Origin of the sequence: Photobacterium kasasachensis (assembly GCF_050336885.1) — a bacterium.
Lineage (GTDB): Bacteria > Pseudomonadota > Gammaproteobacteria > Enterobacterales > Vibrionaceae > Photobacterium > Photobacterium kasasachensis.
The window spans coordinates 20,195-33,529 of sequence record NZ_JAKJSH010000011.1 but is presented as its reverse complement, the minus strand read 5'-3'; the positions used below and the strand labels follow the sequence as shown (position 1 = coordinate 33,529).

The window sequence follows — 13,335 nt, the reverse complement described above, 5'->3', positions numbered from 1 at the left end:
TGCACTCGCCTAGCCACAAGTGCAGAGCCCGGATTGAACTAATATGTCAATCCGGTTATTGCTTAGCGCCGGCACACTTGCCGGTAACGACGTTGAAGCTGCCGCACTCAAGGGGTTTGAGCCAGCTGGCATAGAGGTCTTTGGAGCCAGGGAGGAAGTTTGACCAGGCATCACCAGCCACCAAGCCCGTGGTTTCCCATACCACTTCGAACTGGCCGTCGTCCTGGATCTCGCCCAGCAGCACGGGTTTCGTAATATGGTGGTTTGGCATCATTGTCGCGTAGCCGCCGGACAAGTTCGGCACAGTAACGCCGATAATGGCATCCTGGATAGCTTCTGAGTCCGTCGTCCCTGCTTTTTCAGCCGCCTCAACCCACATATTGAAACCGATATAACTGGCTTCCATCGGATCGTTCGATACACGCTTATCATCCTTAATAAATTTCTGCCACTGTTCCACAAACTCGGCATTTTCATCGGTATCAACGCTCATGAAATAGTTCCATGCCGCCAGGTGCCCCACCAAAGGTGAGGTATCCATTCCCGACAACTCTTCCTCACCGACAGAAAAGGCAACCACAGGAATATCTTCGGCTGACACACCTTGTGAGCCTAGCTCTTTGTAAAACGGCACATTGGCATCACCGTTAATTGTTGACACCACTGCTGTTTTCTTGCCTTGCGAGCCGAATTTCTTGATATCAGAGACAATGGACTGCCAATCAGAGTGGCCAAAAGGGGTGTAGTTGATCATGATGTCGCTTTTGGCAACACCTTTCGATTCAAGATAGGCTTCAAGGATTTTATTGGTGGTTCGCGGGTAGACATAATCGGTCCCGGCCAGTACCCAGCGCTCAACCTCCAACTCATTCATTAGATAATCAACAGCCGGTATGGCCTGCTGGTTAGGCGCTGCACCGGTATAGAAAACATTTTTCGAGGACTCTTCACCTTCATACTGCACAGGGTAAAACAGCAGGCTGTTGAGCTCTTCGAATACTGGCAGCATTGATTTGCGCGATACTGATGTCCAGCCACCGAAAACCACATCTACTTTTTCTTTTTCAATTAACTCACGGGCTTTTTCTGCAAACAAAGGCCAGTTAGATGCCGGATCGACGACCACCGCCTCCAGCTTTTTACCCAGCACGCCCCCTTTCTTGTTCTGCTCTTCAACCAGCATCAAAATCGTATCTTTCAGCGTGGTTTCACTGATTGCCATCGTGCCCGACAGGGAGTGCAGTACTCCAACCTTAATCGTTTCTTGTGCCGCAATGGCATTGAATGACAGGGCCAGTGAAACTGCAACACCTGCGAATGTACTCTTAAACATCTTGGTTGACATAGTAAATAGCTCCTTGTGAATAACCATTCAACAAAGAGCAAGCATCAGGCCAACACACCCGGCATTTTCAAATAGGTAAAATAATTTTTATAAATCAATAATTTAATTTTTCAGATTTATTGCTGGTACAATTTGGTGCACTAAACAAATGTTAATATGGTGCAGTGACTCACTTCTCATGCACCATGTTGGTACTTTCATACACAGGCCGTTTTGCCGTTCCGATAGCGTCTTTGACGCGATTAATTGGGGCGCATTGGTAACTTTCTGAATACGCTATAATTCACATCAGTGCGCTAGAAAGGCTCCCGGCAGGACTGGCTGTACAATGAATAAGCGGTCAAAACCGCGATATGAACTAAAACAATTTTTATAAGTCAGACAATTCATTACTTATTGTTTGACTGTTTGTTTCACAAGGACATTGCCAATCTATGCTAACGTCGACTTTCCAACGCCTTAATACTTACCTGGACAGCCAGGTTATTGGTCAGCCTGATCTCGTTAAACAGCTATTAATTGCCCTGCTTGCAGATGGGCATATTTTGGTAGAAGGACCACCGGGGCTTGCCAAGACTCGTGCAGTTAAAGTGTTGTCCGACTGTATCGAAGGCAGTTTTCACCGTATACAGTTTACGCCCGATCTGCTCCCGGCTGATCTGACCGGCACCGATATCTTCCGTCCGGAAACCGGCGAGTTTACCTTCCAGCCCGGGCCTATTTTCAACGCCTTGGTACTGGCTGATGAAATCAACCGAGCACCAGCAAAAGTACAGGCCGCCATGCTTGAAGCAATGGCAGAAAAGCAAATTACCGCAGGCCGGGAAACCTATTCCCTGCCAGAGCTTTTCCTGGTGATGGCAACCCAGAACCCTATCGAGCAGGAAGGAACCTATCCGCTTCCCGAGGCACAGCTTGACCGCTTCCTGCTGCAGTTGAACGTAGACTACCCGGATGAAGCCAGTGAACTGGAGATTCTGCGCCTTAACCGCGGCGAAGCCATGGGCATCGACAAGCCGGAAGCTGTACAAATCAGCCAGCGCGAGATTTTCTCGGCCCGGCAGGAAGTGCTGAAGATCCATATGGCAGAAGAAGTGGAGCACTATATTATTCGCCTGACAATGGCCACCCGCCAGCCGGAGCGCTACAGCGATCAGCTTGCGGGCTGGCTGCAGCTAGGCGTATCTCCTCGTGCAACCCTGGCTCTGGATCGCTGTGCCCGTGCCCATGCCTGGCTTTGTGGCCGTGACTTCGTTACCCCGGAAGATGTCCAGCAAATGGCCTACCCTGTTCTGCGCCACCGCCTGCTACTAAGTTACGAGGCACAGGCCGAGGGCATTGCCGCTGATACCATTGTCAGCCAGTTGATTGCCCAGGTAGCCTGCGCATGACAGATACACCCGTAACAGCATCCCTGCCGCCGCACAGTGACGGGGTTAACCTGTGCCTGGCAGAACTGCTGCAATACAAAAATCAATCCGTGCGCTGGCTACCACCGGCGCAAAGTGTGTGGTCGCAACTAAACGGCCAGCATATGAGCCGGAAAAAAGGCCGGGGGATGAACTTTTCGGAGGTTCGCCCCTATCAGGCCGGGGATGATATTCGTGCCATTGACTGGCGAGTGACGGCCAGAACGGGAAAAACCCATACCAAGCTGTTTACCGAAGAGCGTGAACAACCTGTGATGTTACTGGTTGATCTTGGTGCCAGTATGAAGTTCGGCTCCCAGCTAATGCTGAAATCCGTTCAGGCTGCGCATTTTGCCAGCCTGCTAAGCTGGCTGGCCATCAGCGAGCAAGACAGGATCGGTGCCATTATCTATACCGGCACTCAGTTAATAGAGTGTAAGCCGACAGCCCGACAGCAAGGGCCGCTTCGGCTCATCAATGCCCTGATTGATGCCCACCAGAGCCACAGTGACGAAAGCGATAATCTACCTTTCTCTGCAGCGTTGAAGCACCTTCACCACTTGTGTCCCAAAGGGAGCGAAATTGTTGTGCTGAGTGATTTCTACCAGCTCGCCGAAACAAACAAACGGCGCTTGAGCCAGCTACGCCAGCATAACCGCATCCAGTTTGTTCAAGTTCATGACCCGCTTGAGCAAGGACAAACCAGCTTTAAAGGGACGGAACATGTCGCAGACAGCAGGCAATCTGTCTGGCTCGACTTCTCTGCCAAGAAAACCCGTGAAAAGCTGAACGAGCAGTACCTCGGCCACCAGCATTTCATTCACGACATGGCTTTGAGTCTGGCAATTCCACTTCATCAGATTTCGGCTGCCGAACCGCTGATGCAGCAACTCGGAGGTATAAAGAAACACCATGGCTGATCCAATGACGCCTAACGATATCGCAGCATCACTGCCACTGGCCGATGTCCACCTGTCACCTGCGCCCGGTATTTGGCCTCTCGCATGGGGATGGTGGTTATGCATTGCTGCGGCCGTTGTTGTTCTGATACTGCTTGCCCTGAAACTCAGGCAACACCTAAAACAGCAAAAAGCACGTAAAGAGGCCTTGAGACTGTTAAAAAGCCTCAATAGCCCCGAACAGTTCAGCGACATCAACCTGCTACTGCGCCAAACGGCAATGACCTACTTCTCTCGCCGTTATGTAGCCAGCCTGACCGGCGAGCAATGGCTGTTATTCCTCGATCAGCAGCTGGCTGAGAAACACCGTGGCTTTGTCGACCTGTCAGCCGAATGGCAACATGGCTTGTTCTCAGGAAAAGGCATCGAACAATTTGCCTTCAACCAGTGCTACCAGCAAGCAAAGCTCTGGCTAAGCAAGGCCCGCCTACCCGCGGATAGTCAGCACCTTCCAGCCAAGGCGGAGGTCGCAGATGTTTGAGTTCTCTTGGCTATGGGCATGGCTGCTGCTACCGCTGCCTTTTCTGGTCTATCGCTTTTCTAAGCCTGCTGTACAGCCTGTCGCGATCCGCCTGCCCAAGCTACCCGATGGTATCGGACAGCAACAACCCGATACTCGCTGGCGTAAAACAATCATGGCTATTGCATGGTGCTGCCTGCTAGGAGCCCTGGCACGACCAGTTTGGTATGGCGATCCTATCGAAATCAACCCGGACCACCGTGATATGTTGCTGGCTGTCGATCTGTCCGGATCCATGTCGATCGAGGACATGGTGACATCCGGCGGCGACAATATCGACCGACTGACTGCCGTCAAACAGGTATTGAATGACTTTATCGGTAAGCGTAAAGGCGATCGCCTCGGTTTGGTGCTGTTTGCCAATCATGCCTATCTGCAAACACCGCTAACCTTCGATCGCAATACCGTTCAGGAGCAGCTCGGCCGCACAGTACTTGGCCTAATCGGTCAAAGTACTGCAATCGGTGAAGGCCTGGGTATCGCTACCAAAACCTTCATAGACAGCGAAGCACCGCAGCGAGTGATCATTTTGCTCAGCGACGGGGCCAATACTGCCGGAGTGATCGATCCGGTAGAGGCTGCCGAACTGGCTGCTCGCAGCAATGTCACTATCTATACCGTTGGTATCGGTGCCGAAGAGATGCAGCAGCGCTCTTTTTTCTCAACCCGTACCATTAATCCCTCTCAGGATCTGGATGAAGGCATGTTGGCTAATATCGCCAATATGACTGGCGGCCAGTACTTTCGAGCCAGAAATCCTCAGGAACTTGAGAATATCTACCAGTTAATTGATCAAATGGAACCTATCAACACTGCGCAGCAGACCTGGCGCCCACGACAGGAACTGTTCCGATACCCATTGGCTATTGCCCTGCTCTTCTCGCTGATCATTGCAATAATGAGGAGGCGTCATGGCTGATTTTACTTTTCTTCATCCGGTCTGGTTAATCGCCCTGCTGCCCCTGGGCCTGTTACTCCCCTGGCTAAAGGGCAAGCAGCACAGCAACGGGCTGATAGCGGCGCACCTTACCGAAAAACTCGGTCTCGACCAGAAGCAAACCGCAACGGCTTTTGTTCCACTGCTGGGTTTATGCTGGTTACTCAGCGTTCTGGCACTGGCAGGCCCTAGCTGGGAAAAAGCTACCCTGCCCGCCTACAGTATTTCGGGAGCCCGTGTGCTGGTGATGGATATGTCCCGCTCTATGTACGCAACCGACATAACACCAAACCGCCTAACTCAGGCCCGGTACAAGGCGCTGGATATGTTACCTGGCTGGAAAGAAGGCAGTACCGGACTGGTAACCTATGCGGCTGACGGTTATGTTGTCAGTCCCCTGACTCAAGACAGCAGCACGCTATCGAGCCTGATCCCCCACCTGTCGCCGGAAATCATGCCGCTTCAGGGCAGTAATGCAGCGGCAGGCGTCGAGGAAGCAATTACCCTACTCAAACAGGCCGGTCACCAGCAGGGAGACATTATCCTGATCACTGACGGTTTGTCTGAACAAGAGTCTTCAGCTACCCAAGACTTATTGGCGAATACTCGCTTTCGACTTTCTATACTGGCAGTCGGCAGCCGTCAGGGCGCACCGGTACGCATGCCTGATGGCAGATTGCTGACCAATAGCCAGGGCGACACTGTGGTCGCCAAAGTCGAACTCGATACGCTGCTTCCCCTGGTTAAACAAACTGGAGGGCAGTTGCAGCTCTCTCAGCCAACCAACCGGGACGTTGACAGTCTAGTCGCGGCAACGGCCAAGCCAATGGATAACGCAGACAAGGAAAAAGAGAAAGAGCTGGTGGAACGGGTGAACAACGGTTTCTGGTTGCTCATTCCACTGGTGATTTTATCCTTGTTCGGGTTTCGTCGCGGTATTGTTCTTGCCGCTGTACTTGTCTTTATGCCCGTCGACCAGGCTATGGCCTCGCCTTGGAAAAACCGAGATCAGCTTGGTTACGATGCTTACCAGCAGGAAAGCTATGCGTCAGCTGCCGAGCAGTTTTCATCCCCCCAATGGAAAGGGGTCGCGCAGTATAAGGCCGGTAACTACGAGCAGGCTATCGATACGCTAAAGCCTCTGGGCGATATCACATCCCGCTATAACCTCGGCAATGCCTACGCCAGAACCGGTGAGTTTGAGAAAGCGCTCGAGAGCTATCAATCCGTTCTCGATCAAGACAGCCAGCATGCCGATGCCCGGAAAAACCTCGAGATAGTCAAGCAGGCGCTAGAGCAACAGCAACAGCAACAGCAACAGCAGCCTGATGAGAACAAGGACTCGGATCAGGAACCATCAAACGAGCAACAAAAAGATCAGCAGAATCAGCAGAATCAGCAGAATCAGCAGAATCAGCAGAATCAGCAGAATCAGCAGAATCAGCAGAACGATGATGACAGCGAGAACAGCGACTCTCAACAATCTGATGACAGCCAACAAGCAAGCGAGCAGCAATCGGAAACGGAAATGAGCGCCCAAAATCAGCCCGATCAGCAACCTGACTCCCAACCACAAGGAGAGAATCAGGAGAGTGATGAACTGAATGATGTCCAGCAGGCATCTTCAGGTCAGCCACAAGATGAAACAGAAGAACAACCTGAGGATCCTCAGCAGGCAGAACAATCACTCGACAAGCAGACACAAGATGCGTTATCGGCCAGCGATCCGGTACTAAAGAAACTAGAGCAAGTACCTGATGATACCAGTGCCTTGATCCGTGCCCAGCTGTTGCTTCAGGCTCGTCAGAAGCAGGCGCCTCAGGCGACTGAGAATTCATGGTAAGACTAAGATGAATATGATGAAGAACAAATACACTCCCCGTTCTGGCTATTACAAACGTATCCTACAGTTTATCTGGAGGCTGCTGGCCATAGCCGTACTCATGCAGGCATCATTTGTCAGTGCCGCCCAAGCCGTTGCTACCGTTTCCAAGAACATCGTTGCTGTCAATGAAGTCTTCCAGCTAACCATTTCGATTGATGACAACGTCAATACCAGCGCACTGGACTTATCGCCACTTGAAGAGCACTTCAGCTACGGACGCCCCAACGTCAGCAGTGGTACGACGATGATAAACGGTTCGGTCACACGCAGTACCGAATGGCGGGTTGCACTGGCAGCGAAAGAAATCGGGGATTTTACTATTCCTAGCTTTCGCATTGGAGCCACGACGACAGAACCGATCACCATTACCTCGCTAAAAAGCAGTAATACCAACAACCAAAGTACCGCTCAGCCGGATATTACGGTCGAACAGGATATCGATAAAAACCAGCTCTATGTCGGTGAAAGTATTCGTTACACCGTACGGATCCGTATCGGTGAGCAGATGAGCAAGGCAACGTTAATCGCGCCATCCGGCGACGGGCTGGACGTGAAACAGATCGGCGATGACCGTCAGGCCGAGCCGGTACTGAATGGTCGCCGCTATCTGGTGATCACCCGAGACTATCAAATTACCGCCACCAAGCCTGGCACTATTCTGCTTCGTGGCGCCGAATTCAGGGGCAATGTGGTCAAAAGTGGCCGGGGTTTTGGCTCAACCCTTAGGATCCCGGTAGAAAAGCAAACCGACAACCTTGAGCTTACCATCAAGGACAAGCCTGCTAGTTATCAGGGGCTATGGCTGCCGACTCAAGACCTGCAACTGGAACAACAGTGGCAACCCGATAACCAGGAAGTTCGAGTCGGCGATCCCCTCACCCGAACCATTACCTTGCGGATCAAAAACGCAGAGCAGAGCAGCATGCCTAACCTTGCCCTTCAATATCCCGACAAGGTTAAGGTCTATAACGAGAAGCCGGTGTACAGTACGGTCAACGGTTATACCGTCATGACCCTCAAGCAAGTGATACTCCCTCGGGAGCGAGGTGAGCTTGAGCTGCCGCCGCTATCAATCAACTGGTGGAACACAGAAACCAGCCAACAGGAGACAAGCCAGGTTGACGGGCTAGCAATTACGGTACTGCCGGGCGACAACATCAATAACAGCCTCAACCTACCCTTGCGCTCCGAGCCCTCTTCTGCTGCGCCAATTGCCAAGGAAACCGGGGCTGGCAACATACAAGTTGTCAATGACTCGGGTTACTGGCCGTTGTTAACAGCCTTGTTTGCCGGGTTATGGCTAATCACGACGATCTTATGGCTGAAAGCCCGAGCAGCTTCGCGGCAGACTGTAGCGGCTGTCGCGATGAAGCAGCCAGTCATGAACGTTGCACCGCTTGCGGGGATGAAACAGGCCGTCAAAGATAACAGCCCCATCAAGGTTCAGGCCTACTACCAGCAGTGGTCGCAGAGTAACCCGGATAACCCGCAACAGGAACAGCTGCGTCAGGCCGTTCACGCAATGATGACAGCGCATTTCAGCAAACAGCCCGAGAAATGGGACAGTACCAAACTGCTACAACTTATCCAGTCAATCGGCCACTCTAACGCAACAGCAGCAAAGAACAATACCTGCACTTCGGTTCTGGCCCCTCTGGTACCGGAAAAATAGACATCAGCACTTTACATAATCGATACATGAATGAGAGTAGCTCGCACTAGTGCGAGCTATTTTTTTAACATTTTCGACTGCCTGATTGGGTATTTGTTAATGAGACTGCTCGCATCAGCCCTGTTGCAAACCTGACATACCGCATTAGGCCAAAAGAATGTTAATAGTGAGTTAACCGAAAGTTTATCAAAAGAAAGGTGGAAAATTATCGTATTTCCTGTTAAAAAATGTTTCGGAAGCAATATATAATCCTTCCGGACATATAAAAAAATTATGCAGGACGTAATATGAATCAGACACAACCCTTTTTAGCCCGAGTCGCAAGTGGGAGCCTGGTGATCCAGATCCTCATCGGTATCGTTGCCGGTATCCTTCTTGCCTCCGTATCTCCTGAAGCTGCTGTCAAAGTTGGCTTTCTTGGAGGACTGTTCGTCAGTGCCCTGAAAGCAGTCGCCCCTATCCTTGTCTTTATTCTGGTCGCCTCTTCAATCGCCAACCAGAAAAAAGGCGCTCACACCAACATGAGACCAATCATTATGCTGTACCTGTTTGGTACGCTAATGGCTGCGCTTACTGCGGTTACTATGAGTTTTCTTTTCCCGACCACTTTAACTCTGGTAGCAAGTGCAACAGGTGCAACACCACCTGAAGGTATTACTGAAGTATTGAATACTCTGCTATTCAAGATTGTTGATAACCCGGTAAATGCACTGATGTCAGGTAACTTCATCGGTATTCTTGCCTGGGCTATCGCTCTTGGCTTCGCACTGCACCAGGCAAGTGATGCAACCAAACAGGTTTTCCATGACGTTTCCAACGGCATCACCCTGATTGTTCGCTTCGTGATCCGCCTGGCACCAATCGGTATCTTCGGCCTGGTTGCTAATACTTTTGCCGAGACAGGTTTCGCGGCCATTGCTGGTTACGGTCACCTTCTTGCCGTGCTACTAGGCTCAATGCTAATCATTGCGCTGGTAGTTAACCCGCTGATTGTTTTCTACAAGACCAAAGAGAACCCATACCCTCTTGTTCTGCGCTGTATCCGCGAGAGTGGTATTACTGCCTTCTTCACACGTAGTTCTGCGGCTAACATCCCTGTTAACATGCAGCTGTGTAAGAACCTGGATCTTCACGAAGATACGTATTCTGTATCGATCCCTCTGGGTGCAACTATCAACATGGCAGGTGCTGCGATCACAATTACAGTTCTGACGCTTGCAGCAGTACATACTATGGGAATTGAAGTTGATATCGCAACAGCAGTACTGCTAAGTGTGGTTGCAGCCGTTTCAGCTTGTGGTGCTTCGGGTGTGGCCGGTGGTTCTCTACTACTGATTCCGCTTGCATGTAGCCTGTTTGGTATCCCTAACGATATCGCGATGCAAGTTGTTGCTGTTGGCTTCATTATCGGTGTTATTCAGGATTCAGCAGAAACAGCCCTGAACAGTTCAACTGACGTAATCTTTACTGCTGCAGCTTGCAAGGCAGAAGAAGCAAAGGTTGCAAATGCTGAAGCAGTGAAATCATAAGCGATTCTTACTGCAACCGTAATGAAAAGAGGCAGCCTTGGGGCTGCCTCTTTTGTATTCGATGTTCTTCTTTGACCAAGCATTAGTTGCTTCTAGTTACTTAGCTCTTCCAGCTGCTCTGAGAGCTCACTCGCCTTATCTGAAACCTGATCCGACGCTGACTCAAGCATATCCTGTACTTCTTCCATCGGACGTGAGTTCACAGCATCTTCAATCTGGTCTTTATAGGTCACACCGATATAGATACCGATGCCGACCAAAGCTAACATGATATATTTCAACATATATTTATCTCACTCGTTCGATATAAACTCGGTAATTACTTAACCAGGCTAATCAGCGATTTTCCTAGCAGCCACTCAAGCTCTTTCGCGCTTTCATCGCCAAAGCGCTCTTTGCACAGCGCATACAGACGCTCGATCCCATGCTTGGCAAACTCATTGGTTAACTCGGAAGAGGCAATATGGTGGAAAAGCAGGCGCAAGGTTGCCTGAAATTTTTCATCATCAAGCGCAGCTAGCCAGCTCTTTACGAACCCATCCAGGCCGTTATCTAAATCAAGCTTTTCGACAAACAGGCGGAATATTCTGCCATCTAACGCGTTGGCAAAATCTTGCTTTTTCGGAAAATGGTGGCTAATCCCGGTACGGGAGATGCCCGTTTGCTTGCTCAGGGTAGTGTACGACATCTTGTCATAGCCCAGGGTCAAAATTTGATCAACCACGGCATCCATGATCGTCTGGATTGTAATCTCTGTATCTTCTTTACTACGCTTTGGCATAATGAGTTGACTCTATATTTTTCACATCAACAAAAATCCCACCGGACACCTTCCGATGGCATGTTGCAACGGCTTTGGTTGTTAATATGTTAGCAGTATTACAAAATGCTATCCCGTTAACTAGTATTCTTCCTAATTTTATATATTTTTCAAGCTCTAATAAAAAACTCAGAACTAAATACCAAACCAGGTCACATATCACGTCTAGTTGCACATGTCATAACGGTCTAATTCACTTAAATGCATAAGTAATAACATTTTGTAATCTGTGCCAAAAACAACACGATAACGGTCAATAATATTAAAAAACAACGAGTTACGCCACCACTCATTCTATTGCAGGCTTTCGACCGCAAAAAAATCATACACATGTTTAAATTTTGTGCTTAAATTTTTTCTGAACTATCGCTTTTATTTGACAAGTTAGTGTCTTTTTTCATACTTAATTACAGGAGTTTAATGAGAAATAGACACTTGACGGACCAGTAGGAAACCATTTATTTTAACATTACGATAACATCTACAAGGACGAGACTATGACTTTACCTCTGCCCACGGATCGCTTAAGGGATACACTCATGACGCAGCCTCTACCTAATGAAATGATTTTGAAGTGGGCAGAAGAGCGCCCGGACGAAGTTTTCCTGCGCCAAATTATTGATCGCAAGTTTGTCGACTACACCTTTGCTGAGGTTGCTGACAAGGCATTATCCCTAGTCAGTGCACTAAGAAGTATGGGGATTCAGCCGGGCGATCGTGTTGCGCTAATGTCCAAGAACTGCGCCGAGTGGTTCATCACCGACCTTGCCCTAATGCTGGGTAGCTACATCAGTGTCCCTATTTTCCCGACAGCAGGGGCAGAAACGGTTGATCACTGTATTACTCACAGTGAATCCAAAGCGCTACTTATCGGTAAGCTGGATGACGATAAGGCAATCAGCTCTGTATTGGCCGACCATCCGGATTTACCAACTATTTCCTTCTCTTACCCGAGTGCGCCGAAGTGTAAGTTTGAGTTTGACACCCTGGTCGCTGACAGCAAGCCTTCTGAAGAGCGTCCTGAGCACAAGCCAGAAGACCTAATGTCGATTGTGTATACCTCGGGTACGTCAGGGCTACCAAAAGGTGCCATGTTGACCTATGGTGCATTTGCCTGGTCATCACAGCGAATCCTCGACCATATCGGTATGAAAGACGGCGAAAGACTATTTTCTTACCTGCCGCTGGCGCACATAACAGAACGCGTATATATCTTTGGCTCTTCAGTAATGGCCGGTATTCAGGTTGCCTTCCCAGAGTCGCTGGATACCTTTATCGAAGACGTGAAGATGCACCGCCCGACGCTGTTTATTTCCGTCCCGCGCTTGTGGACCCTGTTCCAGCAACGAATTCTTGAGAAGCTGCCGCAAGCCAAACTCAACATCTTACTCAAGATCCCGTTCATATCCGGGGTCATTAAACGCAAACTTGCCGATGGCCTGGGTCTGGACAAAGCCCGTGTACTAGGCTGTGGCTCTGCACCGGTTTCGCCTGCCCTGCTTCGCTGGTACGAAAACATCGGCCTGAACATCACTGAAGCCTGGGGGATGACAGAATCCTTCGCCTATAGCACCATCAACCATCCATTCCGCAGCGATAAGATAGGCACTGTCGGTAATGCCGGTCCCGGTATTGAGATTAAGATCGCCGCTGATGAAGAGATTCTGGTTCGTGGACAGGGCATGTTCTCCGGCTACTATAAAAACGAAGAAGCCAGTAAAGCCTCCTTCGACAAAGACGGCTGGCTACATACTGGCGATATCGGCTTTATTGATGACGAAGGCTACCTGTCTATTCAGGGCCGTAAGAACGATACCTTTAAAACCGCCAAAGGGAAGTTCGTTGCACCGGTGCCAATTGAAAAGCGCCTGTTTGAGCTGAGCAACATCGAGATGATGTGTGTCGTCGGCTCGGGAATGCCCGGTCCGATCTTGCTGGCAGTTCCACATGAATTCCCTGATTTCGACCATGCGCGTTACGAACGTAAAGCCCACCAGGTTATCGAGACTATCAACAAAGAACTGGAGTCTCATGCCAAAATTAAAGGTGTGCTGATGATTAAAGACCCGTGGAGCATCGAGAACGGCATTCTGACACCTACGCTTAAAATCAAGCGTCACCTGCTTGAGAAAAAATACCACGATGTAGGTGCAAACTGGCCGAAAGACAAGCTGGTTCAGTGGGAAGAATAGTCACGCAAGAAATATGCTAATTGGCTAGACACTACCGCAAGTAATACAGAAACCGCCTGATTGCTCA

11 protein-coding genes are annotated in these 13,335 nt (G+C 49.9%); 8 read left to right on the top strand and 3 right to left on the bottom strand.

From position 1 onward, the window contains the following. Positions 1-55 precede the first annotated feature (55 nt). Positions 56-1,333 (bottom strand): urea ABC transporter substrate-binding protein, encoded by a 1,278-nt coding sequence (gene urtA, locus L4D19_RS15985; RefSeq protein ID WP_428453436.1) that lies wholly within the window; start codon positions 1,331-1,333, stop codon positions 56-58. 446 nt (positions 1,334-1,779) lie between these two features. On the opposite strand from urtA, the gene L4D19_RS15980 reads away from it, so the two are divergent. From L4D19_RS15980 to sstT, 7 genes are all read left to right on the top strand, one after another. Then, on the top strand, positions 1,780-2,736 hold the full coding sequence (locus L4D19_RS15980; RefSeq protein ID WP_428453266.1) for an AAA family ATPase: 957 nt from the start codon (positions 1,780-1,782) through the stop codon (positions 2,734-2,736). Then, the gene (locus L4D19_RS15975) at positions 2,733-3,674 is read left to right on the top strand and encodes a DUF58 domain-containing protein (RefSeq protein ID WP_428453265.1); all 942 of its coding nucleotides are present in this window, start codon (positions 2,733-2,735) and stop codon (positions 3,672-3,674) included. The genes L4D19_RS15980 and L4D19_RS15975 overlap by 4 nt, the downstream gene beginning before the upstream one ends. Next, complete coding sequence (locus L4D19_RS15970) at positions 3,667-4,194, top strand: DUF4381 domain-containing protein (protein WP_428453264.1); 528 nt, start codon at positions 3,667-3,669, stop codon at positions 4,192-4,194. Before L4D19_RS15975 ends, L4D19_RS15970 begins: the two co-directional genes overlap by 8 nt. Further along, the gene (locus L4D19_RS15965) at positions 4,187-5,152 is read left to right on the top strand and encodes a vWA domain-containing protein (protein WP_428453263.1); all 966 of its coding nucleotides are present in this window, start codon (positions 4,187-4,189) and stop codon (positions 5,150-5,152) included. Before L4D19_RS15970 ends, L4D19_RS15965 begins: the two co-directional genes overlap by 8 nt. Further along, positions 5,145-7,013, top strand: coding sequence for a vWA domain-containing protein (locus tag L4D19_RS15960; protein ID WP_428453262.1), 1,869 nt, complete (start codon positions 5,145-5,147; stop codon positions 7,011-7,013). The genes L4D19_RS15965 and L4D19_RS15960 overlap by 8 nt, the downstream gene beginning before the upstream one ends. A gap of 13 nt (positions 7,014-7,026) precedes the next feature. Further along, the gene (locus L4D19_RS15955; protein ID WP_428453261.1) at positions 7,027-8,727 is read left to right on the top strand and encodes a BatD family protein; all 1,701 of its coding nucleotides are present in this window, start codon (positions 7,027-7,029) and stop codon (positions 8,725-8,727) included. Between the two features lie 287 nt (positions 8,728-9,014). Continuing rightward, positions 9,015-10,256, top strand: coding sequence for a serine/threonine transporter SstT (gene sstT, locus L4D19_RS15950; RefSeq protein ID WP_428453260.1), 1,242 nt, complete (start codon positions 9,015-9,017; stop codon positions 10,254-10,256). A 92-nt stretch (positions 10,257-10,348) separates the two neighbouring features. Here the strand turns inward: sstT and L4D19_RS15945 are convergent, their stop codons facing one another. Both L4D19_RS15945 and L4D19_RS15940 read right to left on the bottom strand, forming a co-directional pair. Beyond that, positions 10,349-10,540, bottom strand: a complete 192-nt coding sequence (locus L4D19_RS15945) for a hypothetical protein (protein ID WP_075767088.1) — start codon at positions 10,538-10,540, stop codon at positions 10,349-10,351. Positions 10,541-10,575: 35 nt separating this feature from the next. After that, a complete protein-coding gene (locus tag L4D19_RS15940) occupies positions 10,576-11,037 on the bottom strand; it encodes a TetR/AcrR family transcriptional regulator (protein WP_428453259.1) in 462 nt (153 codons plus the stop codon). A 602-nt stretch (positions 11,038-11,639) separates the two neighbouring features. Here L4D19_RS15940 and L4D19_RS15935 point away from each other — a divergent pair. Next, the gene (locus tag L4D19_RS15935) at positions 11,640-13,268 is read left to right on the top strand and encodes an AMP-binding protein (RefSeq protein WP_428453435.1); all 1,629 of its coding nucleotides are present in this window, start codon (positions 11,640-11,642) and stop codon (positions 13,266-13,268) included. The last annotated feature ends 67 nt before the right edge of the window (positions 13,269-13,335 follow it).

Bases quoted from the DNA above. Each gene is read 5' to 3' on its own strand.
- urtA (WP_428453436.1), bottom strand. From the start codon at position 1,333: ATGTTTAAGAGTACATTCGCAGGTGTTGCAGTTTCACTGGCCCTGTCA.
- L4D19_RS15980 (WP_428453266.1), top strand. From the start codon at position 1,780: ATGCTAACGTCGACTTTCCAACGCCTTAATACTTACCTGGACAGCCAG.
- L4D19_RS15975 (WP_428453265.1), top strand. From the start codon at position 2,733: ATGACAGATACACCCGTAACAGCATCCCTGCCGCCGCACAGTGACGGG.
- L4D19_RS15970 (WP_428453264.1), top strand. From the start codon at position 3,667: ATGGCTGATCCAATGACGCCTAACGATATCGCAGCATCACTGCCACTG.
- L4D19_RS15965 (WP_428453263.1), top strand. From the start codon at position 4,187: ATGTTTGAGTTCTCTTGGCTATGGGCATGGCTGCTGCTACCGCTGCCT.
- L4D19_RS15960 (WP_428453262.1), top strand. From the start codon at position 5,145: ATGGCTGATTTTACTTTTCTTCATCCGGTCTGGTTAATCGCCCTGCTG.
- L4D19_RS15955 (WP_428453261.1), top strand. From the start codon at position 7,027: ATGATGAAGAACAAATACACTCCCCGTTCTGGCTATTACAAACGTATC.
- sstT (WP_428453260.1), top strand. From the start codon at position 9,015: ATGAATCAGACACAACCCTTTTTAGCCCGAGTCGCAAGTGGGAGCCTG.
- L4D19_RS15945 (WP_075767088.1), bottom strand. From the start codon at position 10,540: ATGTTGAAATATATCATGTTAGCTTTGGTCGGCATCGGTATCTATATC.
- L4D19_RS15940 (WP_428453259.1), bottom strand. From the start codon at position 11,037: ATGCCAAAGCGTAGTAAAGAAGATACAGAGATTACAATCCAGACGATC.
- L4D19_RS15935 (WP_428453435.1), top strand. From the start codon at position 11,640: ATGATTTTGAAGTGGGCAGAAGAGCGCCCGGACGAAGTTTTCCTGCGC.